The organism is Actinomadura viridis (assembly GCF_015751755.1).
Classification (GTDB): Bacteria; Actinomycetota; Actinomycetes; order Streptosporangiales; family Streptosporangiaceae; genus Spirillospora; species Spirillospora viridis.
Genome location: NZ_JADOUA010000001.1, coordinates 6,341,189 through 6,364,537 on the forward strand (window position 1 = coordinate 6,341,189; position 23,349 = coordinate 6,364,537).

Sequence of the window (23,349 nt, forward strand, 5' to 3'; positions counted from 1 at the left end):
CCGGACGCTGCCCGCGCCGGACGCTGATCAGGCGGGCCGGGTGGGGCCGGAGCTGCCTCCGCTGGCGTGCCAGAGCCGGGCGGGCGGGCGCTTGACGGCCTCCCCGGCGTGACCGATGTCGGCGTACGGGGACATCGCGAAACCGCTGGGGTACATGAGGCGGCGCCCGGCCGTGCGCGGCGGCTCGCCCCGGCGCACCGGCGCCATCGCCCGGCGCAGGGCGTCGTCGCCGCCGTCCCGCCACGCCTCGTCCAGAGCGGGCAGGTCCCAGCAGTCCAGCGCGGTCAGGGACACCGCGCGGGCGCCGAGGCGGCGCAGCCTGCCCCGCGCCACCAGCAGCCACGAGCCGAAGACCGTGGCGGCGCAGCGGTCCTGTACCGACTCGAAGAACGCCAGGTCGACCGGGCCGGTGGCGTCGTCGAGGGTGGCGAAGATGACCCGCTGCCCGGACCGTACCGCCGGGGTCTGGGTGGCCACCTTGACCCCGGCGACCAGCAGTTCCTCACCCGACGCCCGGCCGGGCAGCTCGCGGGCGCGGACGACGCCGAGCCGCTCCAGCAGCCGGTCGTAGAAGGTCAGCACGTGCCGGCTGACGTCCATGCCGAGGATCATCAGCTCCGCCTCGACCATCTCGCCCGCCGTCATCGGCGGCAGCTCCCCCACCGGGATCCGTTCGAGGGCCGCCGCGCCCGCCCGGGTGCCGCCGCGGAGCGCGTCCCCGGGCCCGGCCCCGGCCCCGGCCTCGCCGACGCCGTCGCCGTCGTCGAGCGGCAGCTGCCCCTCGATCACGTCCCCGCCCGGCCGCGCGGGCGACCGCTCCAGCGCACCGACCCGGCAGAGCAGGTCGCGCCGCGACGGCTCCCCGGCGGCCCGGACGGGCCCGGCGCCGATGCCGTACAGGGCGTCGAAGCCACCGGCCAGCACGAGCCGTTCGGCGATCGGGCGGGAGACCCGGGCGCGCCGCCAGAAGTCGGTCAGGGAGGCGTAGGGGCGCTCGGCGACGATCCGGCCCATCTCGGCCTCGCTGATGCCGCGGACCTCGCTCAGCGCCACCCGGATCCCGAACCGGCCCGCCCCCTCCAGAACGTCCCCGAACACGTCCCCGGGCCCATCGCCGTCACCGCGCCCGGCGCCCCCGTCCGGAACCGCGACCGGGCCGAACGGACGGGCAGGGGCGGCGGGCGGGGCGGGCGCGGCGGTGGCGCCGCCCTCGGACACCGGCTCGATGTGCCAGGACACCGCCGAACGGTTGACGTCCAGCGGCAGGATCGGGACGCCGAAGTGCCGCGCGTCGTCGAGGATCACCCGCTTGGGGTACATCCCGGGGTCGTGGGTGAGCACGCCCGCGTAGAACGCCGCCGGGTGATGCCTCTTCAGCCAGGCCGACTGGTAGGTGGGCAGGGCGAACGAGGCGGCGTGGGCCTTGCAGAAGCCGAACGCGCCGAACGCCGTGAGGGTCCGCCAGACCGCGGCGACCGTCGCCTCGTCGTACCCCCGGGCCAGGGCGCTCTCCCGGAACCACGCGCCGACCTCGGCCTGCCCGGCCTCGTCGCCCAGCGCGCGCCGCGCCGCCTCGGCGTCGGACAGGCCGCAGCCGGTCATCGTGTCGAGCACGCGCAGCACCTGCTCGTGGAAGACGACCACCCCCTGGCTCTCGCCGAGCGCGTCCACCAGGTCGGGGTGCGGGTAGGCGGGTTCGCGCCGCCCGTGCCGCGCGTCCAGGAACGGCGTCACCATGTCGGAGTTGACCGGCCCCGGCCGGAACAGCGAGATGTCGATGACCAGGTCGCCCAGCGTGCGCGGCTGGAGCTTGCCCACCAGCTCGCGCTGCCCGGGCGACTCGATCTGGAAGCAGCCGAGCGTGCGGGACGAGCAGATCATGTCGTAGGTGGCGGTGTCGTCGTGCGGGAGCGCCTCCAGTTCGAGCCGCGTCCCCTCGGCCCGGTCGATCTCCGCCACCGCGTGCGCCATCGCCGACTGCATCCGGACGCCGAGGACGTCGAGCTTGAGCAGCCCCATGGCCTCGACGTCCTCCTTGTCGAACTGGCTCATGGGGAAGTCGAGCATGCTGCGCTCCACCGGCGTCCGGTCGCGCAGCGTCGCGTTCGACAGCAGCACCCCGCAGGGGTGCATCGCGATGTGCCGGGGCAGCCCGTCCAGCCGCTCGGCGATCCGGAACAGCACCTCCAGCCGCCCCTGCGCCAGGTTGCTCTGCCGCAGCTCCGGCAGGTCGTGCAGGGCGGCCCTGATCTGCCGGGCCCGCACGTGCGGGAACGCCTTGGCGATCGCGTCGATCTCGGCCGGCGGCAGCCCGACCGCGCCGCCGACGTCGCGGATCGCGCTGCGCGCCCGGTAGGTCTCCATCATCGAGACGCAGGCCACGTTGTCGCCGCCGTACCGGTCGAACAGCGCCCGGTACGCCTCCAGCCGCCGCGCCGACTCCACGTCCAGGTCGATGTCGGGCAGGCCGGGGCGGCTGTCGGCCAGGAAGCGCTCCATGACCAGGTCGTGGCGGAGCGGGTCGACGTCGCCGATGCCGAGCAGGTGGTTGACCAGGCTGCCGGCGCCCGAGCCGCGGATCGCGCACCGGATGCCCAGCGAACGGATCAGCGCCGCCGCGTCGGCCACGGTCAGGAAGTAGGCGGCCAGCCCCTTGCGGGCGATGATGCCCAGCTCGTGCTCCAGCCGCCGCGCCGCCTCGGCCGACCGGTCCAGGCCGCGCCGGGCAAGCCCCTCCCCGCACCGCGCCACCAGCGTCCCGTACGGGTCGTCGCCCGCGTCGGGCAGGTGCACGCGGTCCATGCCGAGATCGTGGCCGGGGTCGAGGGCGCAGCGCTCCGACAGCCGCCGGGTCTCCTCCAGCAGCGCGACCGCCGCCTCCGGCCCGCAGGCCAGCTCCGCGACCTTGCGCATCTCCGGGACCGACTTCAGGTAGGCGTGGCCGGTGCGGTCCTCCAGGTGGCGGCGGTGCAGCGGCACCAGCTCGCGCGCCACGTCGAGGACCTGGGCCACGGGGTAGTCGGCCGGGTCGAGGTAGCGCACCGCGTTGCCCAGCACCGCCGGCACCCCGGCCTCGCGGGCGAGGTCGAACATCCGCGCCGCGCGGTGCCCGTCGCCCCGGTCGAAGTGGTCGACGATCTCGACGGCGACCTCCGCCGTCTCCCGCCAGGCCGCCAGCCGCGCGGCGGCCAGGTCGGGGCGGCGTTCGGCGACGGCCCGGCCCACGTCCGAGCGCGGCCCCAGCAGCACCACCAGCCCGGCGGCGTGGGCGCCGACCAGCTCCCGGGTCACGGCCGGGGCGCCGCGCACGCCCGCCATGTGGGCGGCCGTGACCAGGCGGCACAGCGAACCCCAGCCGGTGCGCCCGGTCGCCAGGACGACGATCCGGTCGCCGGCCGCCCCGGACGCTCCCCGCGGCGCCCTCCGGGAAGCGGGCGCGGGCCCCTCGGGCGGGGGCGCGGCGGCCAGGACCAGGTCGGCGCCGAGGACGGGACGCAGCCCGCTGGCCCGGCAGCTCTGGACGTGCTTGACCGCGCCGTACAGCCCGTCGCGGTCCGTGAGGGCCAGGGTCTCCATCCCCATCTCGGCCGCGCGCTCGGCGAGCGCCCGCGGCGGCGCGACGCCGTACCGCAGCGAGAAGGACGAGGCGACATGCAGGTGCACGCGCGCCTCAATCCCACACCCGGGAAAGCGTCCAGGTGCCGCTCGCCGCGTCATGCCGCAACTCGTACACTCCGACCTCCCGCTCCGGTGTGGCCTCGACCCGCCAGAACTCCCGTTCGCCGGTGACCTCCGTCTCGGGCTCCTGCTCCCGCCACCAGTCCCGGGTGGTGACCCAGTGCTCCAGCACCCGCCGTACGGTGTAGAGCCGTCCCCTCCAGACGAACCGGTCAGGGCGCCCGCCGGTCACCCGGACGTCCACCGGGTCGCCGAACACACGCGTCATTGCCTCCCCCGCCCTCTGAGCCTTCATCGACACCGCACAGGGGAAGGCATGCGGCCTGTCTCGAACATACGTTCGCCATCGAGTCTAGGGACATCGGGCCCCGGGAGGCAAGGCGGAAACGACCCGAAAAACGCCGTCGAGAACGGTGAAAGCCCAGGTCAAGAGGTCACGGCGGGGTCGCGGGCCCGGGCGCCGCACGCGCCGTGGCACGGGACGCGGCCGGGCTCGGGCCGGTCATGCCAGCCGCCGGGCGATCTGGTCGGCGGCCCGGGCGACCTCCGCCACGTCGGCCATCCCCCCGTCCGACCACAGGAAGCTCCAGCCCCCGCCCACGGGGGTCGCCACGACCATGATCCGGCGGCGGGTCCGCGGCCCCAGCACCGCCAGGACCGACTCCTCCGGACCGGCCATCCGGTACCAGAGCCCGCGCGCCTCGACCTCGTACGCCAGCGCCGCGAGGTGATGACGCCGGACCTCGGCGATTTCCTGCGCACCGATTACAGACACGATCATCCGCCTTTGGGTGTGAAATCCCTGGCCGTCCGATGACGAGCGGCGCTCGAACGGCGACAATCGGTAACCACCGTCCAGCATGGCCCGTGACGGCTGATCGCCTCGGGAAAACCGGGAAGGTGGGCACTCGATTTTCTGCCCCGCGCACCACCCCCCGCGCGGACCGCGGAGTCACGTCATGCTTACGTGTCCCCACCGGCCACAGGCCCGGCGGTGACATGCGCGCCCGTGATACCCCCCTCTGTCAGGATGAGGCAGGCACCCGGCCTGCCGTCCAGGTCACGAGAAGGAGACCGCCCGATGTCCGCAGCCGCACCCGCCGGCCGCGATCTCCCCCACGCCCCCGAACGCGGGCGGCGCGAACGCAAGAAGCACCGCACCCGGATGGCGCTGCTGGACGCGGCCCTCGACCTCTTCCTTGAGCAGGGCTACGACGCCACCACGATCGACGAGATCGTGGCCGCGGTGCCCGTGTCCCAGCGCACCTTCTTCCGGTACTTCGCCACCAAGGAGGACCTGGTCACCGGGTTCAAGGCCGAGCACGACCAGATCATGCGGGAGGCCCTGGCCGCCCGCCCGGACGGCGAGCGGCCCTTCGTCGCGCTCGCCGCGGCGCTGGGCGCCGTCCTGCGCGCCATCGCCGAGGACGATCCGGACGGCGCCGCCCGGTTCCGCAAGGTCCGCCGGGTGATCGAGGCGAACCCGGCGCTGATGCCCGCGCAGATCGCCCGGATGGCGGCGACCGAGCGCGCGCTCGCCGCCCTCATCGCCCGGCGGCAGGGCGTCGATCCGGACACCGACGTCCGGCCCCGCCTCATCGTCGCGCTGCACACCGCCGCGACCCGGGTCGCCTTCGAGGATTGCGCCCGGAACGACGTCTGGGACCCCGTACTGATCGCGGCCCGGGTCGAGGAGACCCTGGCGCTGGCCCGCGACAGCCTTCCCGAGTGGGTCTGACTTCTCACACCGAGCGTGCATATTCCGGGCACCCGGTCGCCTGGACTGCCGCTAAGGTTCTGTGCACGATGACGACGCACGCAGGTGAGGACTCCGGGGCCCTGGGACCGGAGGATCCACGGGAACTCGGCGACTACCGGCTGCTCGCCCGGATCGGCCGTGGCGGCATGGGAACGGTCTTCCTGGGCGAGGACGCCTCCGGCCGCCGGGTCGCCGTCAAGGTGATCAACCGGGAGCTGGCCAGCGAGGACTCCTTCCGGGAGCGGTTCCGGCGGGAGGTGACCGCCGCCCGGCAGGTGCGCCGTTTCTGCACCGCCCCCGTGCTGGACGCCGAGCTCGACCGCGACCCCCTGTACGTGGTCACCGAGTACATCGAGGGCCCCACCCTCCAGGCGGCGGTCGCCGAACGCGGCGCGCTGCCCGGCTCCGACCTGGAGGGCCTGGCGGTCGGGGTGGCGACGGCGCTGGCGGCCATCCACGGCGCCGGGATCGTCCACCGCGACCTCAAGCCGGCCAACGTGCTGCTGTCGTCCACCGGCCCCCGCGTCATCGACTTCGGCATCGCCCGCGCCCTGGACGACGCCGACGGCCCCACCCGCACCGGCCAGTTCGTCGGCACCCCCAACTACCTGCCGCCGGAACTGCTGCGCGGCGAGCCCGTCACCCCGGCCTCCGACGTGTTCTCCTGGGGCTGCGTGGTCGCCTACGCCGGGACGGGCCATGCCCCGTTCACCGGCAACACCGTCCCGGAGATCTTCTACCGGGTCGCGCACGACGCGCCGATGCTCGACGGCCTCGACCCGGCCCTGCGCGACGTCGTCGCCGCCGCGCTCGACAAGGACCCGCGCAACCGCCCGTCCGTGCAGGAGCTGCTGGCCCGCCTGGTCGGCCACGCCCAGCCCGACCCCGCCCGGATCGCCGAGACCGTCCAGTCGACCTGGCACACCCCCGAGCCCGCGCGGACCGCCGCGATGCCGGGCGCCGGGCCCACCCGCGGCGACGCGCCGCCGCGTCCCGCCACCGGGCTGCCGTCCCCGCCTCCGCCTCCGCCCGGCCACGCCCCGCCCCCCTCCGGCCGATCGGGTCATCTCTCCCTGCACCCCCACTTCTCCAGGCGGACGCTGAAGCTGGGCGGAGCGGCCGTCGCCGCCGTCGTCGTGGCGGTGCTGGCACTGGTCGGCCTGTTCAGGTCGAGCGGCCCGCCCGAGAAGGTGGCCACCGAGTTCGCCGACGACTTCTCCAACACCGACTCCGGCTGGGGCGGCGGTTCCGCCTACACCGGCCGGTACGGCTACAAGGACGGCAAGTACCGCCTGGAGACCACCAGCGTCGACCAGACCCAGGCGCGGCGGGTCCCCCGGGACAGCGCCGGCCAGATGCCCGAGCGCATGCTGGTCGCCGCCACCGTGACGGTCTCGCAGGGCGCCCCCGACAGCCGGTACGGGCTGCACTGCCGCGCCAGCACCGGCGAGAGCAACATCAACTTCGAGTACACCTTCCTGGTCCGCAACGACGGCAAGGGCGCGGTGCTGCGCAAGCAGGCCGGCAACCAGGGCACCAAGGAACTCGCCAGCGCCGACTCCGTCCGCGGGTTCGAGGAGGAGGGCTCCAACCGCCTCCAGATCGCGTGCGAGCCGCAGGACGACGGCAAGGAGGTCCGGCTGCGGCTATGGGTGAACGGCAAGCAGGTCATCGACGAGACCGACACCGACCGGCCGCTGAACCACGGCTGGGCCGGGCTGACCGTCGAGCGCGGCGGCAACGCGGCCCAGCAGATCGTGGCCGACTTCGACGACTTCGACCTGTCGAAGATCCTCGATTAGGCGGGCGGGGCCGGCAGGTAGCCGGCCATCCAGCGCTCCAGCTCGGTGAACACCTGCTCCCTGGCCGGCTCGGCCGACAGCACCAGGTCGTGCAGCCCGCCCTGGATCCGCACCAGCGTGACATGGCGGCCGAGCCGGGGCGCCCAGCGGGCCATGTGCTCCACGTCCAGGACGGCGTCGGCACTGGTCAGGTCGGCCACCCCCGGCTTGGGCCGGACGCTGCGGTCCGACGACATCACCAGCACGGGCACGTCGATGTCCAGCCCGGCGTGCAGGCGCAGCTGCCCGCGCCGTACGGCGGCCAGCCACCCGGCCCGCACCGGGAAGCCGAGCAGCGGCTTCCACTCCAGGTCGAACTCCCATTCGCCGTCGTGGTCGCGGTGCAGGCTGCGCGGGTAGAGCTCCGACACCCCGGCGGGCAGCTTCGCCGCCGGGAACCGCCTGCTCAGCGTCCTGGCCAGCCCGGCGCCCAGCTTGCGCATCACCAGCGGCTCGTTGATGTCCAGGAACGGGCTGTTGAGGAAGATCCCGTCCACCAGGCCCTTCCCCCTGACGCGGTCCGCCCACAGCGCCGCCACCAGGCCGCCGGTGGAGTGGCCGTTGAGCAGCAGCACCTCGTGGCCGTCCTCCTCCCGGACGATCCGTACCGCCTCATCGATCTCCGGGAAGTAGTCGGTGAGGCTGCGCACGAAGTTCGGCGTCTGGTGCGGGCGCAGCGACCGCCCGTACTTGCGGAGGTCGAGCGCGTAGAAGTCGAACCCCCGCTCCACATAGAAGTCGGCCAGGTGCTTCTGGAAGAAGTAGTCGACGAACCCGTGCACGTACAGCACCGCGCGCCGGCTGGGGTCGGTCCCGCGCCGCCGGACGAGCGTCGCCACGACCTCGCCCTCGAAGTCGTGCCCCAGCGGCAGCTCGATCGCCTCGTACCCCGGCCCGAGCACGTCGGTCGTCACGTCCATGAACCCCTCGCCTTCCCTCGCTCACATCGACCCTATTCACCCTGAACCCTCCGGTGCGCCCGCGAATCTAACCCTGCGCCACCCGCCTACCCCCTCCAGGAGCAGATCCCATGCCCAGCCCACTGCGAGACACCGATCCCCGCGAGCTCGGCGACTACCGGATCGTCGGCCGGCTCGGGCGGGGCGGCATGGGCACCGTCTTCCTGGGCGAGGACGCCGCCGGACGCCGTGCCGCGGTCAAAGTCATCAACACCGAGCTGGCCGAGGAGGATGCGTTCCGCGCCCGGTTCCGCCGCGAGGTGACCGCCGCCCGCAGCGTCCGCCGCTTCTGCACGGCCGCCGTCCTGGACGCCCGGCTGGACGGCGACCCGCTGTACGTCGCCACCGAGTACGTCGACGGCCCCACCCTCGACGAGCGCGTGAACGGGCACGGCCCCCTGGACGGCGGCTCCCTGGAGAGCCTGGCCGTGGGCATGGCCACCGCGCTGGTCGCCATCCACGACGCCGGGCTCGTCCACCGCGACCTCAAGCCGTCCAACGTGCTGCTCTCCCCGACCGGGCCGCGCGTCATCGACTTCGGCATCGCCCGCGCCCTGGACGCCGTCGACGGCCCCACCCGCACCGGCCAGTTCGTGGGGACCCCCGCCTACATCGCCCCCGAGATCCTGCGCGGCAGGGAGGTCACCCAGGCCGCCGACGTCTTCGCCTGGGGCTGCGTCATCGCGTTCGCCGGAACCGGCAGCCCCCCGTTCGCCGCCGCCACCGTCCCCGCGATCATGCAGCGGGTGCTGGCCGGAGAACCCGCCCTCGACGGCCTCGATCCCAGCCTGCGCGACCTCGTGGTCGCCACCCTGGACAAGGACCCCGCCCGCCGTCCCACCGCCCACGACCTGCTGGCCCGCCTGACCGGCCGCTCCCCCGTCCCGCCGGCCGCTCCCGCTCCGATGACCGTTCCCGTTCCCGCGGCCACCCGGCAGGACTCCGTCCCCGAGCCCACCCAAGTCGCCCGCCCGCCCCGTAGGCGCAGGAAGCCGCTGCTCGCGGTCGGCGCGGGCGCCGGGGTCCTCGTCCTGGCCCTCGCGGTGACGATGTACGTCCTCACCGCTGGGGGCGGCCCCCCGGAGAACACCCGCAGCGTCTTCGGGGACGACTTCTCCGACCAGGAATCGGGCTGGGGTGGCGGCATCTACCTGAGCGGAACGATGCTCGGGTACGGCTACAAGCCGGACGGGACCTACGGACTCGACGCCAGCGGAACCAAACCGAGCGACCTCAGAATGGCCCCCACCAAGAAGGACGAGATGCCCGCGGCGATCCTCGTCTCCGTGTCCGTGACGGTCTCCCAGGGACCGCCCCAGGGGATGTACGGGCTGATCTGCAGGGAGCAGTACGGTGACCAGGGCGCCAGCGGCTACCGCTTCCTCCTCCGCCACGACGGCCAGGGCGCCCAGATCCGCCGGGCCACCAAGGACCGAGGCTCCAAGGTCCTGCTCCGTACGGGCAAGGTGAACGGCTTCAAGCCCCAGGGCGCCAACCGCGTCCAGATCGCCTGCGAGCCCGACGGCGCCAAGGTGCGGCTGCGCCTCTGGATGAACGGCGAGCTCGCGGCCGAGACGACCGACGCCGACCGCCCGCTCGGCAAGGGCAACGTCGGCATCATCACCGTGCAGGAAAGCGGCTCAGGGGAGACACGAGCCGCGTACGACGACTTCGACCTGGCCGAGATCCGAGGCTGACCCCACACCTGTCGGCACCCTCCCTGGCCGGGGGTCACGTCCCCCACTGGGACGCCCTTCGCCCCCCGTCCGTGTGCCCCTGTGCCTAGGGCAAATCGAGGAGCGCGTAGACGGTCTTGGTCCCGTCCCCCTCCAGGCGTTGCCCCCAGTGCCGGGCGATGTGCTCCACGATCCACATCCCGCGTCCGGATTCGGCCAGCGCCTCGACCTCCCCGCACACGACCCGTTCCGTACTCGTGTCATGCACCTCGATGACCAGCATCGTCGGCCACAGCATCAGGCGGAATCCGATCAGCGTGCCCGGTGCGGCCTCGATCGCGTTCGTGACCAGTTCGGAAACCACCAGCACAGCGTCGTCGGCCAGCCCGCCCAGCCCCCACTTCTCCAGATGGGCACAGGCCAGATCCCGCAACACCCCGTTCGACGAGGGCGTGGCGAGAACGGCCCGTTCCACATAAAGGCCGGAGGGCGCGGGGCCGGCCGGTGACTGCCCTTGATTCATGATCGCTATTCGTTCCGTCCTGGCGTGAGCCGGCGTTCCTCTTCGTTCCGGCATCCCACAATGGCGATCGAGTCCTAACCTGAGAAGACAAGCACGCGGTACGCGCCGACATACCAATCAGGGAGCCCCCCAAATGCGCCCATGTACCCATATAGACCCCCGCGAGAGCCTGCGCGCCCAGTTCGCCTACACCCTCCGTACGCTGCGCACACTCAAGGAACTCAGTCAGGAACAACTCGCCAAGGAGCTGTTCCTCTCAAGGGAGAGCATCACCGCGTACGAGACCCAGCGGAACTTCCCTGACCTGGACACATGCAAGCAGTTCGACGACTTCTTCGGCACGGGCGAGCTCTTCCAAGGCCAGTGGACCCACGCCCAACGCGAACACGTCAGGGCCTGGTTCGAGTCGTATGTTCCCCATGAGAAGGAGGCAACTCAAATCCGAACCTTTGAACCACTCTATATACCTGGACTACTTCAGACAGAGGACTACATCAGAGCCAACGGACTGCCCGGCCCCCAGGCGGAGGAACGGATAATGAAACGGCTGGCACGACGAGAGAACCTCACACGCCATGAGGCTCCCTTCCTCTTCGCGGTACTGGATGAGGCGGTCCTCCGTCGTCCAGTAGGGGGCGCCGCGGTGATGAGAGAACAACTCCAGCACCTCCTAGAAATGAGCACACTTCCTCACGTGTTCATCCAGGTCGTAAGAGAGCAGGCCGGCTGGTACTCGGGGCTCAACGGAGCCCTCACCTTCATCACGAAGCCCGGGAACAACACGATCGGCTACGTAGAGGCCCAGTTCGGCGGGAGACTGATCGAGGACACAGACGAAGTCAGCAGGCTCGGGGTACGGTTTGATCAGATCAGGGCACGCGCGTTGTCCGAAGATGGCACCCGATCATTGATCCAGAAGACGATGGAGACGATGCGTGATGGTTCAGTGGCGGAAGAGTAGCTACAGCCAGGACGACCCTCAGAGCATGTGCATCGAGATCTCGACTAACGCCATAGACACCGCCCTCATACGTGACTCCAAGAACCCTCAAGGACCACGGCTCGCGCTCACCCGAAGCGAGTTCACCGACCTCATCCAGGCGATCAAAGCCGATGGTGACACTACATGAGCGACTGGCGGAAGAGCAGCTACAGCCAGGGCGAGGCTCAGGGCGAATGCATCGAGGTCGCGGGTAACACCAATGACACCACGCTCATCCGCGATTCCAAGGACCCTCACGGACCACACCTCACTTTCACCCGGACTGGTTTCACCAAGCTCGTCCGTACGATTAAGACAGGTGATGACGCTACGTGAGCCAGTGGAGGAAGAGCACTCACAGCCAGGGCGGCGGCCATGGCGAGTGTGTCGAGGTCGCTCCCATTACGCCAGGCACTACCCTCATCCGCGACTCCAGAGACCCCAGTGGTCCTCGCTTGCGCCTTACGCGGAGTGAGTTCACCAAGTTCATCAGCAAGCTCAAGGCGAGGGACCAGCCTGCACTGTGACCGCCCTCAGGCTTCGAAGGACGATCCGGGGTCCTCGGGTTGGCGGAAGCGGCCTTCGGGAGTGAAGGTGAAGGTCTCACTGAACGGATCGTTCCCGAAACGCACGGCAGGCAGGGCCGGCTCCACAAGTTCGGGCAGCCAGGCGCCATGCCGGTCCGAACCACTGCCGTTCCACAGGTGGAAGAACACAATCGGGCCGCCCGGGTCCTCGGCCAGGTAGGCGAGCACCTTGCCGCACAACGGGTTGGTGCGTCCCAAGTGCACCGACGGCGGCCCGAACTAGGCGGTCACGTCCGCCCACAAGCGGTCGCGGTCCACCCATGAACGAGCGGTGGCACGCAACGCCGCATGCGCTGGAGCGGTCAGGACGCGATCAGGCGCAAGCCTGCCACGGCATGCGCATACCACCGCAGACCGACGCCCGGCCTGGCACGCAGTCATGTGCATAGCGAATGGTCTGCCCCCCGACAGCCCCCTGATCCACGCAAAAGGCTCACTCACATCAGCAGGCGGGACCCGCCCCTAGCCCTTGAATATCATATCAAGAAAGCTAGGATTCTTCAGGAGTTCCGGATACTGCTCAATGAGCATGGTGGTGCGTCGATGGACAAAATCAAGCAAGGCGACCGCCAGATCTTTCACATCGACTCGAATGCGCCTGCTTGCATAATTGCACGTTATCAGAATGCAATCACCACTACGTCGCATAGTCAGTTTCTGATCGTGCTCATAGAAGTAGAGCACTCCCTCGGCCGTCGTCATAGCCTTCGAGAAGGCCTCAGGAAGGCCGGTCAGCAAGTTGAACATGGAGATAAAACCAAATCTTGTACTCAGATCGGTCTCCGTCGACTGAAGTACGAGATCACCCATAAAAAGCGAGAACTGAATCTCAACTGATGACGCTGACGACAGATCTACGGCCTCTCCATTCGGAAGGACAGTTGCCCCTCGTGAAGTTTCAACAAAGTCAATGACTATGCTCACAAGGCCCTACCTTCTTACTCGGGCTGAGTGAGCCATTCGTAGGCTTGGCTCTCCCATGCCTGCTGGTGTGGCTCTCGTGAGGTTGCCGCAGCTGGTGGCTCAGGAGACTCACGACGACCGGCCACTGATTTGGAGTTGCGACAAGATCGCAAAATACCCATTTGCGGGTCGAAGCATGTGAGCCCCAACTGCTCTGCCACTTGTACAGCATATGACGACACCTCGTCGGCTCTACTCCAGGCGATACCGAAGTAGATGTACGGGCCCCGTGCAGATCCCAACAACGGCGAGCCCATCCAAGGCGAGTCATCGCCTGTGTCGATATCTGACCATCGCTCGACGAGTCGCCCTACAAAAGTCTTTATCAGTCGATGCGGAGTCGCCAACTCCTCCATCTCAATGTACTTTTCATAGAGGGCTTCATGGACGATGGCAGCTTCACTGTCATCAGCAGGTCTGTCACCCACCCAGACAGCAAGATCGTAACTCATTTCGCAGTCTCCAGGGAAATCAACTACCGTCCAATAATCAGATGCTTGGGCTAGCGCCAGTTGCTGCGACCTGTCACCTATCAGGAACGTCGCGACATCCCGCCGCGCCGGCAACGCCGCCTGAACCTAGGGTTGGATAACCACTTACACTCGTTCTTGCAGAATCACAAACTCTCGCAGCGTCTTCCCAGAGAGCAAGCCCACGATTGGGGATCTATCCACAGAGTCCAGCCAAAGGTCGAACGGCATCTCGTTTCCAGGAAACCACCATTCCGAGTGACTATCCACCGAACCAAGATCCTCATCCAAGGGGTACCGGAACTCGAACAGGACCTGAACGTATGCCTCCCACCTCCCAGACAAGTCGACGACCTCCAACTGACGAACCAAGCTGAGCTCAAATGTCGGCTCAGAGAACCAGTTCACCTCTCCATATTGAAAGAGGTATCCATCAGAATCAGAGCTGTCTGGCACATCGAACTCGATCAGCGCGAACCGGCGCACCAACTCCGTCAGTCCCGAGGCTGGTGAACTGACCGAGGGAACCTCGCCAAGGAGACCGCGGGCAATGTCCGCTGCGGCCTCTACCTGCTGTTTATTTGCCATGAGCACCTTCCACGACGGACGCCGACTTTCTCAGGCGTTCCGCAGCACCGAGAGCAGTTCCCCCAAAGTGCCTTCCCACTCTCGCAGGCTTGAACTTTCGCCCCAAAGACGCGACACACTAGAATGTTCGCTCAGCGCCTGGACGATAACTCGGATGGCCAGCTCCACCATCTTCAATCCATGCACATCAGGAATGACTTCTTCGGGGCCATATACCGAATCAACAGGACTGCCTCCAGGACACTGCGAGGCAACGATCGCCGCAGCTGCGACAGCTTGATCGAAGATTCGGCTAGGTGCGCTATACCCCTGCTCTAGGGCTGCAAGCAACGCTGACTCTACGAGAACAGGACGTTCAAGCGTCTCCACGCTATCGATCTGACCTGCCAGGTCGCACGCGTGATCATTCTCAAAAGGTCCTACACCCCAGGTTCCCAAGTCAGCATCCTCTATTCAGAGTCACTCGACTCCGACTATCTGCAGGGATCGATCAGTTCCTGTACCACAAAACGGAGCCCGCCGCCCGCAGCCAGACCGGCCATCCCGCGCATGGCTCCGTTATCATTCGATCGCGGGAACCTTGATAACTACTTCGCATGGATCATCTGGCACATCGCCGTACACGCTCACGAAGTTCCACCCCTTTGGCACGGGAACCCGCATAGAAAAGACGTACCCAGGGTCAGCGATGCACATACCACCGTTAGTAAAGTTCAACTGCCCCGAGAACATTTCCTATCCTCCTACCATTACACCATCCGACTGCATGCATATCACGCTGACCGGACCTGATGCTGCCGGCCGGACTCCGATGAAAAGAGAGTCCTGTCCAGCGTGCACGACCTGAGTAGACGGGTCCCAATCATCGCGCGTATCCGGCCTATCAACTGACTCGACCACCAACAATCCGTGATGAAACTCTAGATAGGCCGCACTGATGACATGGCCTGGAAAGAACCGGAGGATATCAAAGTCGAGATCATAGCGATTCCTGTTTCTTCGCCTTCCCGTTTTTCCTCAAGCAAGCCATGCCCCTCGATCAGCCCGCTTCTACCCGGAAGGGATCTACTCACATCCTGGCCAACAACGACAACAACAGGGAAGCAGTCAATTGCTCTGCCGGCACAACCGATCGGTAGTTTGTGTCAACAATCAGATGGGCTTCCATCGCAAGCATGCGAACAGCAGTGACAGCTACCTCGGCCGACCGGTAGTCCATGCTAAAGACCGCGGTGGGTGGATCGGGAATCATATGGGTGGGCCAATGCGAAAAGATCTCTTCCACCTCTTCATCATCCGACTCCACGAGATAGACATGCTTCTTAGAGATTTCAGCTGTAATGACCTCACCATGGATCGTTACAGATTTTAGACGCCCAAGCCAGGCCACAACATCGTCAACGGTAACACGACGGGCAGGAAAGACAAGGACAAGTGTTTCGCTCACTGTTCATCTCCGTTCCGTTCAATCAGCGCTGCAGTACCCTCCACGACGGACGCCGACTCCGCTAGACGTTTCGAACGGCAGACCTGCTGAGCAGCCCCAACTCCTGTAGGTCACTCAAGGTCCTGTTCCAGCGTCGACCTAATCTGCACCTACTGCGCCGCTGGGCCTCCAGGAAAGGCCAGAAGTAAGCACTCACGTTACTTCCTTTGAAAAATTAATCTTCCTGATCTGACGGAATCTCCGATGGAGTCGGAGGTCGCACACGCGAGACACCTCTCAGTTCCGACGCCCCGAACAACTTGAAATTCGCTTTAGCTTCCGTCAGTGTGACGTGATTTGGCCCACCGACATATTCGTCTGGCTCGTCATCTCTGATTCCCGTGTCTTGCCAACCGCAGACGGGACATATCTCGTGCCGCCCCCTTGCCGACAGAGTCATATACCCACAACAGGGGCATTTATATCGAGCCATTAGTCCTCGATTCCACGTTGTTCATCCCAGTATCTTCTGGCGTTGGCATCGCTAGATTTCCCATGTCGATCAATTGAAGCGCTGCCATCGGGGTTGATCCAGGTCGTCGAGGTCTCCGAGCGGAGCGCCGTCGCTTCGACGGGCTTCCCCGTTCTCGCCGCCTCAAGGCCCCCCGCCGCCTCCGAGCCCTCGGGCGGCACCGGGGGCCTGCGTCGGCAAATACCGGTGCGGCGGCGCCTGCCTGTAATAACGCGGCGGCAAGACCGGCGACGAGCAGGAAGGAGACCGACCGGCGACCGGGCGTCATCGACCTCGCCGAGGCGGCCCCGGGCCGCCACCAACTGGTGACCCGCCGCAACCGCAGCACCGATGAACTCGCCTACTACCGCTGTCACTCCACCACGACGACATCCTTGGCCACTCTGGTCAAGGTCGCAGGTTCCAGATGGCGGGTGGAGGAGACCATCCAGATTGAGAAGGGACTGGCCTGGCTGGATGAGCACCAGGTCCGCCGATACCTCTCGTGGGCCCGCTGGGTCACCCTTGCGATGCTCGCCCACGCCCTCCTCGCCGTCGTCCGCGCCGACGAACACGCACACCGACCAACGCCGGACGACCTGATCCCGCAGTCCTGCAACGAGATCTGCCGCCTGTTCATCGCGCTCGTCGTCCGGCCCGCAGCGATGCGGCCCACCGGCTTGCCTGGTCCGACTGGCGCCGCCGCCATCAGGCACGATCACACACCAGCCACTACCGCCGACAAGCCGCATCCCAGACATGAAGATCACCATCTACAGCTGGAGTACTAATAGCCATGAGTACCTTCCATCAATAGGTTCCTTGTACCTCTATTTCTTTTGATCTGGCGGAAGCTCCCACACAGCGGGGGCTCGTACACGGGAGATTCTTCTCAATTCTGATGCCCCGAACAACGTGAAGTTCTTCCTGGCATCAGTCAACGTGACATGATTTGGCCCGCCTTGGTACTCATCTGGCTCAGAATCACCGATACCGGTATCTTCCCAACCGCAGACCGGACATATCTCATGCATGCCCCTTATTGACAGAGTCATATACGCACAACATGGGCATTCATATCTAGTCATCAATCCTCCACCCCAGGTCGCTCTCCCAGAATTTTCTAGCCCAGGCATTTGGCGAATACCGGAGCGGTGGCGCCTGCCTGCAATAACGGGGCGGCAAGGCCGGCGGCGAGAAGGAAGGAGACCGACCGGCGACCGGGCCGGCGAGTACGCCGTAAGCGGCTCAGGATCCCAACGACCGCAGACACTGGACGCCCACTGTGGACAACGGAACATGAAGCCCAAGCGAGGGATCCGACTTGAGCAGCGTGAACGTATCAAGTGTTGATCAAGTTCCCCAGAGTCCATCTTGTGACATGGATCACATGACCAATCTTGTCGCGGCAGGTAAACCAGAAGAATGATCAAGGAGTCAAGAAAGAGGTGTGCTATCTCAAACGTCCGGCTCGATAACAATCCGAACCGGACAATGCTCGTGCCCGTGAAATGGCGTCGGCGGGCTTACAATCCACGTTCGTGCGCCTCAAATCCGCCGCGGTCGCCACCGCCTGCCTCTCGCCCCTCCTGGCCGTCACCCCAAGTGGTGACGCGAACGCGTCCACGTACGCAGGGGCACGCCTTGATGAGCTCCCGCAACGGTTCGTGATCGCACACCGTGGAGCGGGCGCGTTTCTCGCCCCTGAGAACACCACGGCGGCGTTCGACCGGGGCGTGGCCGACCCCAACTCGCACATGCTGGAATTCGACGTCCAGGTCCTCAAGGACGGCGCCGGCGCGGTATGGCACGACCCCACCGTCGACCGCATCTCCACCTCCACCGGCCCGGTCACCAGCCTCGACAGCGCCGCGTTCAAGAAGCTGGTCATCGACCCCCGGTCCTGGTTCGGCGGCACAGCCGCCAACACCAACCCCTTGCTCCTGAACGAGCTGCTGGACCGCTATGCCGGCCGCAAACTGCTGCTCGCCCACCCCAAGGACACCGCCGCCATGCGGCTCACCATCGACACGCTCAAGGAACGCGGGCTACAGGACTCGGTCCACATCCAGACCTTCTCCCGCTCCGATGCCGTCCTGGCCCACCAGGCCGGGTTCACCACCCAGGTGATCGTCGGCGGCGCCCAGCAGGCCGCCATCGACACTCCTGAGGCCATCAAGGCCGACGGCATCGACCGCGTCTCCCTCTGGCAGGGCCTGCCCGACGCCACCATCAAGGGGTACGTGGCCGCGGGCCTGGTCGTCACCTGCTACGACGTCAACCGCCACTACCGCCGCGATCAGCTCTACGCATTGGGCGTCCGCGGCCTTGACAGTGACGACCCCACCTATGCCCGCGGTGACCAGGCCCGCTACCGCCGCACCGGCGACCCCTTCGCCACCCAGAACTGGTGGTACGGCCATCTCGGCCAGGTGCAGGCCGCCAACCGGCTCGCCGCGAACCACCCCGACCGCGGCTCCTTCACCGCCCCCGACTCCTGGGGCGTCCCCCGTGGCAGCTACCCCATGTTCGTCCGCCAGGGCTGGGCCTCACCCGTCCCCAAGATTTACGAGCTGCGCGTCTGGATGAAGGTCACCGCGCTGGGATCCGACAAGACCCGCTGGGGCGGCGTCTACTTCTCCGCCAACCGCGACCACGCCTTCACCGACGCCGCCACCGACCCGCACAACGCCGGCTACAACCTCATCCTCCGCCAGAACGGGCAACTCCAGCTCTACCGCAAGGAGCCGAGCAGGACCGTTCTGCTCAAGACCATCAACACCAAGGCCCTGGGCACCGGCACCCTCGCCAAGCTCCAGATCAAGGTCACGACCACCGGAATCTACATCCGCCGTTACGACATCACTTCCGCAGGAGCCACCGTCAACGACACCAAGTACCGCGGCGGCTACCTTTACTTCGGCCGCTCCGCCTACACCAATCAGCAGGGCCCAGGCATCACCTTCAAGTCCGTCTACAAGTAGCGAACGATCATCGTCCACATCCGGACGTGTCCGCTCGCTCTTCACTGAACGATGCCGCGTTTCAGCGCTCAGGTCGCTCGTAACGCAAGAGACCGAACAACGTGCCAGCGTCCGACGCGGTCGCCATTACCAATGGGGCGCTCCACAGGGTCCCAGTCACCCTGGTGGGCGCTTAGTCGTACTGACAGATGGCGTGAGGCCCTGGCGGCAGCGCCAGTCCTTATTTGAGGGCATGTAGTCGCAGCCGGCGTTACCATCGCGGGAGCGCTGAGGCGGAGTAGGAGCGTGGCGCATGTGCATTCACGACGCGGGACGCAAGGAAGCGATTGTCGCCGAGTTCATCCAGGAACATCCACCCCAACGGATCATGGCCGACCATCCGGCGCTGGAGGGCCTCTCCGACGTCGCATGGCCGGCCATCCCGGGATGCCCGGCGGAGATCTCGGCGTTGTTCGCAGGGCTGCTCGACCGGTCCAGCGGTGCCGAGGCGCTGCGCGTGCTGCAGATCGTGCTCCACGACAACTCCTTTCGTCTGAACGCGGCAATGCCCAGGGCGTTGCCCTTCCTGATCCGGCTCGCCGCCGATCCCACCGTGCCCGTCCGGGTCGACGTGGCCGAATGGGTGCTGCTGATCGCGTCCCTGTCCCTGCCGGTCACCGAAGACAGCGGCTCGTTCGAAGTGATGCTCAGTGGCTTCGACCGCGACCGGCCGGAGCGCGCCGAGTGTAGAACCGTGTTCGCCGAGCACGCTGACCAATGCCGCGCGCTGATGCGGAACGATGACCCCAGCGAGGAACTGATCTCCACTGAGGAGTTCAACGCTCTCCTGGAAGCAGCCGGACGGCCCAGACAGACCTCATCCTGCTGACGCGGAACCTTCGTTCGGCCACCAACAGCTCAAGGCGGAGGGACACCCCAGGAGTCCCGTGGGTCCAGATTCTTGGCCGATGAGGTAGGCACTCGTGACGGCGCGCCCCTTCACGGCCATCCCGTCGTTACGCCTGGGATGCGTTACCCCCACCACGAACCGTGCATGACCAACCAATCGGCAGCGCTGATCGGCCTCGCCCAACACGGTCGCGACGTCACGTTCGCCGTGCTCGGCAACAGCTCCCCCTCATAGCCGGGGCGCATACCGGCTGGCGACCTTAGGTCGCGCCCGCCGGGAGCTGACGCATGGACTTTTCCCCTCGCACGCTCCTTCGTCTCGCGGTTAGCGTCCGATTCAGGCTCCCTGAGCGGAGAGGGCCTTTCTTTACTGACTCGGCGTCGGAGGTGATCACGGTGCATCCGGTCTTACGACAGCCCCAGCCCGGGGCGTCACGGAGCCGGAAGGTGACCGTATGAGCAAGACCGACAAAACCCGTCCCTGGTGGGTGGGGATGGCCGACGCGCCGATGCTGACCTGCGTTCCCGTGCATGACCATCGGGACGGGCCGTGCACGCTGCCCGAGGAGATCACCGCCGCTACCTCCTCCCTGAACCGCAGCGGGCGGAGTGGCTGTTACTGGGGCGCCACCGACCACTACCTGTTCGATCGCGGCGCCCTCAGCGGTGGCCGTGAGTGGTATCACTTCCGGCGCGAAGAGCGCCGCCGCAGCCGCCGCCAGGCGCGCCGCGAGCTGCGCGCCTACAACGGCGAAGACTGAAGAAGGCGGAGTGCCCGGCATCAGCGGGCCCTGACCCCGGTGTGGCACACGTTGACTTGCGGCGAGTTGCGCTTCTCGGGCCGTGTAAGACGACAACTCGCCGCAGCTCAACGACCGCGATGGCCCCGAGGGGTGGCACGCGCGTCAGTTGTCATTCGGGCACGGAGCCGCCGGGAGCTGGGAATCGGGGGACGCGGGGGCGAAGCGCCCCCGACGGAGGGGGTGCGGGGGCGGAGCCCTCTGCCAAGGGTCGTGTGGTCCTAAGCGAGCCCCAGGCGAGCACAGGACCGCACGGCCCTGCCGTGGGGGTCTGGGGGGTCGCCCCCCAGGCAAACAAAGACCTCCTGCCCTTCCGGCCCTATGGTCAGCCCGAACCGGCTGCGGCCTGGGCTGCCCCATCCCACCCAGCGCAGGTAGGCGTCGGCGACCTCGTCCCACAGCCTTCGCCTCCCCCCTTGCAGGACAAGATGCTCGGCCTTTCCCGGCCGATGTTCGCAGCGCGCCCAAGAGGTGCCTGCCGTGTCGGCCAGTACCAAGGCGAAGCGGCCGTCCGGGATGGCGCGTTCGGCGCCGATGACGTCCGGCAGCATTCCGGCGATCGCGACGTCCGCTCCGTAGGAGTCGCCGGTCACAGTACGTGGATCGAGCCGGGTCACCGACTCCTCGCCGCCGGTCTCCGGTTCGGGCAGGCCCGTCCCGCGCTGGGCCCGCAGCATCATGTACGAAGCGGAGCCCTCGAACCGGCCGATCGCGCGCCCGTCCCCGGTCACCGTCAGCCGCACCTTGTGGCCCCCGAGGTAATCGGGCATCCAGGGCAGGACGAGCACTCCGCCGGGCCGGGTCTGCTCGACCCAGGCGTACGGCACGGTAGTGACCCCGCAGGTCACGTGGACGCGGTCGTACGGAGCGCCGCCGGGATCGCCGGCCGCGCCGTCGGCGGTGCGCAGCACCGGGGCGAACCCGGCCCGCTCCAGATTGATCGCCGCCCCCGCGGCCACGGCCTCGTCCACCTCGATGGACGTGACGTTGCCGGCACCGAGGCGGGCCGACAGCAGCGCGGCGGTCCATCCCGGCCCGGTGCCGATCTCCAGGACGCGGTCATGGTCACGGGGCGCCAGCAACTCCAGGAAGGCCATGACCGCGCCTGGTGCCGACAGCGAGGACGTCCACGTTCCCCGTCCCGTCGCGGGATCGCCGTCACCGTCGTTCACCTGCGTGATGACGGCGGCGTCGGCGTACACGCCGTCCCACCAGCCGCCAGGGTCGGTGTCCCGGTCGATCGTGTGCGGCTCGCCGGGGCCGTCCGGCGCGCACCAGCCTCGGTCCGGGGCGAACAGTTGCCGCGGCGCCTCGTGCATGGCCCGCCGCCACTCGGGGCGGGTGAGGTCACCGGCCGCGGCAAGCCGGTCGGCCAGCGCCGTGATCCTGGCGGTCACGGCACCGGCGTCCTCGTCAGGAACGGGACGGGGCTTCACTTGCCCCGCTTTCCGCCCCCACAGGCGTTGTCGTCGTCCTTCTTGTCGGGAGGGATCGGCTGGTCAGGACGGTGCCTGTCACCCGTGTCGTCGTGCTTGCCCATCTGGATCGTCTCCTTCACCGAACCCGGAGGCCGCGGGGTGGGAAGAGCGTAGCCATGAGCGCCCGCACGGAGCATGACCCGTGACGTGATTGCTATGTCACCCAGGGTGATCGACTCTGCCGGTGCTTGACCTTGTGGTTGGTGTAAGGGCCAGCCTGGTGCCATGTTGTCGATCAGCGAGTTCAGTGAAATGTGCCGGTTGTCGCCGCAGACGCTGCGGTTCTACCACTCCGAGGGCTTGCTGGTCCCGGCGGATGTGGACGAGCGGAGCGGCTACCGCGGGTACACGTTCGATCAGGTCGAGCAGGCCATGCTGATCGGCGTCCTGCGCGGTACGGGGATGAGCGTCAAGCTCGTCCGGCGTGCTCTGGACGAGCCGGACACCGCGCTCACGCTGCTGGAGGGGCACGTCGAGGAGGTGCGGCGCCAGAGGGTGTCCCAGGATGAGGCGATCAGCGACGCGCGCGGGTTTCTCACCTCGTGGCCGGAGGTACGGCTGCGCCACGTGCCCGAGATGACGGTGGTGTCGAAGGTCGTCCCCGGTCCGCCGGCCGAGCAGGGCGCGTACGACTGGGACGAGGCCGATGCCGCCACCGTCGCCGCCGTCCGGGACGTGGTGGAGGCCGTGGGGCGATGCGGAGCCGCCGTGTCGGGGACCCCGTGGCGGGCCTGGGCCGCCGAGACCTCGGAGCAGAAGAGGCGGAGCCTCACCGAGGAGGGGCCGCACTGGCTGGTGAAGGTCCCCGTCACGGCGGACGGGGAAGCCCTCGCCGCCCTGCCCGGCGACATGGAGGTACAGACGTTCGAGCCCCGGGAGGAACTGTCGATATTCATCCCTGGCAGGAACTCCATGGCCAAGTACGGCACCGCGCTCTCGCGCCTGTTCACCCATCCGCTGGAGGGGGCCTTCGTCGACGTCTCCCGCATGCGCCACGTGCTGCACGACGACGGCGTCGAGACCGCCGCGGCGGTCAGCCGGCTCGACGAGACCGGCCTGGAAGGGTGACAAGGGCCCGAAGCGCCCCCAGCAGGGGGTGCAGGGGGCGGAACGCTCCGAGTTGGGGGTGCAGGGGGCGGAGCCCCTGCCGGGGGGTGTGGGGGGCGGAGCCCCTGCCGGGGGTCGTGTGGTCTGGAGCGAGCCCCCAGGCGAGCGCAGGACCGCACGACCCTTGCG

Annotated in this window: 24 protein-coding genes and 1 pseudogene; 12 read left to right on the forward strand and 13 right to left on the reverse strand. The window is 67.8% G+C overall.

Annotated elements, in window-relative coordinates:
• Nucleotides 1–27: 27 nt before the first annotated feature.
• The 3 genes from IW256_RS28700 to IW256_RS28710 form a co-directional block, all read right to left on the reverse strand.
• The gene (locus tag IW256_RS28700; protein WP_307829160.1) at nt 28–3,663 is read right to left on the reverse strand and encodes a DNA polymerase III subunit alpha; all 3,636 of its coding nucleotides are present in this window, start codon (nt 3,661–3,663) and stop codon (nt 28–30) included.
• Between the two features lie 7 nt (nt 3,664–3,670).
• Entirely contained in the window at nt 3,671–3,946 is a 276-nt protein-coding gene (locus IW256_RS28705; RefSeq protein ID WP_197013919.1) for a DUF6504 family protein, read from the reverse strand.
• Between the two features lie 234 nt (nt 3,947–4,180).
• Nucleotides 4,181–4,453, reverse strand: a complete 273-nt coding sequence (locus IW256_RS28710; protein ID WP_307829162.1) for a hypothetical protein — start codon at nt 4,451–4,453, stop codon at nt 4,181–4,183.
• 306 nt (nt 4,454–4,759) lie between these two features.
• Between IW256_RS28710 and IW256_RS28715 the strand changes: the two genes are divergently transcribed.
• Together IW256_RS28715 and IW256_RS28720 are read left to right on the forward strand one after the other, a co-directional pair.
• Nucleotides 4,760–5,416 carry a TetR family transcriptional regulator gene (locus IW256_RS28715; protein WP_197013921.1) on the forward strand — a complete coding sequence of 219 codons (657 nt, stop codon included), beginning with the start codon at nt 4,760–4,762 and terminating at the stop codon, nt 5,414–5,416.
• 68 nt (nt 5,417–5,484) lie between these two features.
• The gene (locus IW256_RS28720; RefSeq protein ID WP_197013922.1) at nt 5,485–7,239 is read left to right on the forward strand and encodes a serine/threonine-protein kinase; all 1,755 of its coding nucleotides are present in this window, start codon (nt 5,485–5,487) and stop codon (nt 7,237–7,239) included.
• Here IW256_RS28720 and IW256_RS28725 read toward each other — a convergent pair.
• Nucleotides 7,236–8,198, reverse strand: coding sequence for an alpha/beta hydrolase (locus IW256_RS28725; protein WP_197013923.1), 963 nt, complete (start codon nt 8,196–8,198; stop codon nt 7,236–7,238). The two genes, IW256_RS28720 and IW256_RS28725, sit on opposite strands and share 4 nt — an antisense overlap.
• A 110-nt stretch (nt 8,199–8,308) precedes the next feature.
• Here IW256_RS28725 and IW256_RS28730 point away from each other — a divergent pair, with 110 nt between their 5' ends.
• Nucleotides 8,309–9,934, forward strand: a complete 1,626-nt coding sequence (locus IW256_RS28730; protein ID WP_197013924.1) for a serine/threonine-protein kinase — start codon at nt 8,309–8,311, stop codon at nt 9,932–9,934.
• An 85-nt stretch (nt 9,935–10,019) separates the two neighbouring features.
• On the opposite strand, the gene IW256_RS28735 is transcribed toward IW256_RS28730, so the two are convergent.
• The gene (locus IW256_RS28735) at nt 10,020–10,436 is read right to left on the reverse strand and encodes an ATP-binding protein (protein WP_197013925.1); all 417 of its coding nucleotides are present in this window, start codon (nt 10,434–10,436) and stop codon (nt 10,020–10,022) included.
• Between the two features lie 133 nt (nt 10,437–10,569).
• Between IW256_RS28735 and IW256_RS28740 the strand changes: the two genes are divergently transcribed.
• The 4 genes from IW256_RS28740 to IW256_RS28755 are packed head-to-tail and all read left to right on the forward strand — an operon-like array spanning nt 10,570 to nt 11,945.
• Nucleotides 10,570–11,397 carry a helix-turn-helix domain-containing protein gene (locus IW256_RS28740; RefSeq protein WP_197013926.1) on the forward strand — a complete coding sequence of 276 codons (828 nt, stop codon included), beginning with the start codon at nt 10,570–10,572 and terminating at the stop codon, nt 11,395–11,397.
• 25 nt (nt 11,398–11,422) lie between these two features.
• The gene (locus tag IW256_RS28745) at nt 11,423–11,566 is read left to right on the forward strand and encodes a DUF397 domain-containing protein (protein ID WP_231403964.1); all 144 of its coding nucleotides are present in this window, start codon (nt 11,423–11,425) and stop codon (nt 11,564–11,566) included.
• Nucleotides 11,563–11,754, forward strand: a complete 192-nt coding sequence (locus IW256_RS28750) for a DUF397 domain-containing protein (RefSeq protein ID WP_197013927.1) — start codon at nt 11,563–11,565, stop codon at nt 11,752–11,754. Before IW256_RS28745 ends, IW256_RS28750 begins: the two co-directional genes overlap by 4 nt.
• Nucleotides 11,751–11,945: a DUF397 domain-containing protein gene (locus IW256_RS28755; protein WP_197013928.1), complete on the forward strand. Its 195-nt coding sequence runs from the start codon at nt 11,751–11,753 to the stop codon at nt 11,943–11,945. The genes IW256_RS28750 and IW256_RS28755 overlap by 4 nt, the downstream gene beginning before the upstream one ends.
• Nucleotides 11,946–11,951: 6 nt before the next feature.
• On the opposite strand, the gene IW256_RS28760 is transcribed toward IW256_RS28755, so the two are convergent.
• From IW256_RS28760 to IW256_RS43165, 6 genes are all read right to left on the reverse strand, one after another.
• Nucleotides 11,952–12,203 (reverse strand): hypothetical protein, encoded by a 252-nt coding sequence (locus IW256_RS28760; RefSeq protein WP_197013929.1) that lies wholly within the window; start codon nt 12,201–12,203, stop codon nt 11,952–11,954.
• Nucleotides 12,204–12,467: 264 nt separating this feature from the next.
• A complete protein-coding gene (locus tag IW256_RS28765) occupies nt 12,468–12,929 on the reverse strand; it encodes a hypothetical protein (protein WP_197013930.1) in 462 nt (153 codons plus the stop codon).
• 635 nt (nt 12,930–13,564) lie between these two features.
• Nucleotides 13,565–14,026, reverse strand: coding sequence for a hypothetical protein (locus tag IW256_RS28770; protein ID WP_197013931.1), 462 nt, complete (start codon nt 14,024–14,026; stop codon nt 13,565–13,567).
• 30 nt (nt 14,027–14,056) lie between these two features.
• Nucleotides 14,057–14,464, reverse strand: a complete 408-nt coding sequence (locus IW256_RS28775) for a DUF4259 domain-containing protein (protein WP_197013932.1) — start codon at nt 14,462–14,464, stop codon at nt 14,057–14,059.
• Nucleotides 14,465–15,095: 631 nt separating this feature from the next.
• On the reverse strand, nt 15,096–15,473 hold the full coding sequence (locus IW256_RS28780; RefSeq protein ID WP_197013933.1) for a hypothetical protein: 378 nt from the start codon (nt 15,471–15,473) through the stop codon (nt 15,096–15,098).
• Between the two features lie 214 nt (nt 15,474–15,687).
• Nucleotides 15,688–15,945, reverse strand: a complete 258-nt coding sequence (locus IW256_RS43165) for a CPCC family cysteine-rich protein (protein ID WP_420535426.1) — start codon at nt 15,943–15,945, stop codon at nt 15,688–15,690.
• 305 nt (nt 15,946–16,250) lie between these two features.
• Here IW256_RS43165 and IW256_RS28790 point away from each other — a divergent pair.
• Nucleotides 16,251–16,726, forward strand: a pseudogene (locus IW256_RS28790) (IS701 family transposase); the annotation flags it as partial.
• A gap of 67 nt (nt 16,727–16,793) precedes the next feature.
• On the opposite strand, the gene IW256_RS43170 reads toward IW256_RS28790, so the two are convergent.
• Entirely contained in the window at nt 16,794–17,336 is a 543-nt protein-coding gene (locus tag IW256_RS43170) for a CPCC family cysteine-rich protein (protein ID WP_420535457.1), read from the reverse strand.
• Between the two features lie 168 nt (nt 17,337–17,504).
• Here IW256_RS43170 and IW256_RS28800 point away from each other — a divergent pair, with 168 nt between their 5' ends.
• The 3 genes from IW256_RS28800 to IW256_RS28810 all read left to right on the forward strand — a co-directional run bounded on the left by IW256_RS28800 (nt 17,505) and on the right by IW256_RS28810 (nt 20,596).
• The gene (locus IW256_RS28800) at nt 17,505–18,947 is read left to right on the forward strand and encodes a glycerophosphodiester phosphodiesterase (protein ID WP_197013937.1); all 1,443 of its coding nucleotides are present in this window, start codon (nt 17,505–17,507) and stop codon (nt 18,945–18,947) included.
• Between the two features lie 292 nt (nt 18,948–19,239).
• Nucleotides 19,240–19,815: a hypothetical protein gene (locus IW256_RS28805; protein ID WP_197013938.1), complete on the forward strand. Its 576-nt coding sequence runs from the start codon at nt 19,240–19,242 to the stop codon at nt 19,813–19,815.
• A 475-nt stretch (nt 19,816–20,290) separates the two neighbouring features.
• Nucleotides 20,291–20,596 carry a hypothetical protein gene (locus IW256_RS28810; RefSeq protein WP_197013939.1) on the forward strand — a complete coding sequence of 102 codons (306 nt, stop codon included), beginning with the start codon at nt 20,291–20,293 and terminating at the stop codon, nt 20,594–20,596.
• A gap of 260 nt (nt 20,597–20,856) precedes the next feature.
• On the opposite strand, the gene IW256_RS28815 is transcribed toward IW256_RS28810, so the two are convergent.
• On the reverse strand, nt 20,857–22,032 hold the full coding sequence (locus IW256_RS28815) for a methyltransferase domain-containing protein (RefSeq protein ID WP_307829164.1): 1,176 nt from the start codon (nt 22,030–22,032) through the stop codon (nt 20,857–20,859).
• Between the two features lie 306 nt (nt 22,033–22,338).
• On the opposite strand from IW256_RS28815, the gene IW256_RS28820 reads away from it, so the two are divergent.
• A complete protein-coding gene (locus IW256_RS28820; RefSeq protein ID WP_197013940.1) occupies nt 22,339–23,181 on the forward strand; it encodes a MerR family transcriptional regulator in 843 nt (280 codons plus the stop codon).
• The last annotated feature ends 168 nt before the right edge of the window (nt 23,182–23,349 follow it).

Coding starts and splice junctions, on each gene's coding strand:
- IW256_RS28730 (WP_197013924.1), top strand. CDS start 8,309: ATGCCCAGCCCACTGCGAGACACCGATCCCCGCGAGCTCGGCGACTAC.
- IW256_RS28820 (WP_197013940.1), top strand. CDS start 22,339: ATGTTGTCGATCAGCGAGTTCAGTGAAATGTGCCGGTTGTCGCCGCAG.
- IW256_RS28770 (WP_197013931.1), bottom strand. CDS start 14,026: ATGGCAAATAAACAGCAGGTAGAGGCCGCAGCGGACATTGCCCGCGGT.
- IW256_RS28750 (WP_197013927.1), top strand. CDS start 11,563: ATGAGCGACTGGCGGAAGAGCAGCTACAGCCAGGGCGAGGCTCAGGGC.
- IW256_RS28745 (WP_231403964.1), top strand. CDS start 11,423: ATGTGCATCGAGATCTCGACTAACGCCATAGACACCGCCCTCATACGT.
- IW256_RS28810 (WP_197013939.1), top strand. CDS start 20,291: ATGAGCAAGACCGACAAAACCCGTCCCTGGTGGGTGGGGATGGCCGAC.
- IW256_RS43170 (WP_420535457.1), bottom strand. CDS start 17,336: ATGGACTCTGGGGAACTTGATCAACACTTGATACGTTCACGCTGCTCA.
- IW256_RS28805 (WP_197013938.1), top strand. CDS start 19,240: ATGTGCATTCACGACGCGGGACGCAAGGAAGCGATTGTCGCCGAGTTC.
- IW256_RS28740 (WP_197013926.1), top strand. CDS start 10,570: ATGCGCCCATGTACCCATATAGACCCCCGCGAGAGCCTGCGCGCCCAG.
- IW256_RS28705 (WP_197013919.1), bottom strand. CDS start 3,946: ATGACGCGTGTGTTCGGCGACCCGGTGGACGTCCGGGTGACCGGCGGG.
- IW256_RS28735 (WP_197013925.1), bottom strand. CDS start 10,436: ATGAATCAAGGGCAGTCACCGGCCGGCCCCGCGCCCTCCGGCCTTTAT.
- IW256_RS28720 (WP_197013922.1), top strand. CDS start 5,485: ATGACGACGCACGCAGGTGAGGACTCCGGGGCCCTGGGACCGGAGGAT.
- IW256_RS43165 (WP_420535426.1), bottom strand. CDS start 15,945: ATGGCTCGATATAAATGCCCCTGTTGTGGGTATATGACTCTGTCGGCA.
- IW256_RS28715 (WP_197013921.1), top strand. CDS start 4,760: ATGTCCGCAGCCGCACCCGCCGGCCGCGATCTCCCCCACGCCCCCGAA.
- IW256_RS28725 (WP_197013923.1), bottom strand. CDS start 8,198: ATGGACGTGACGACCGACGTGCTCGGGCCGGGGTACGAGGCGATCGAG.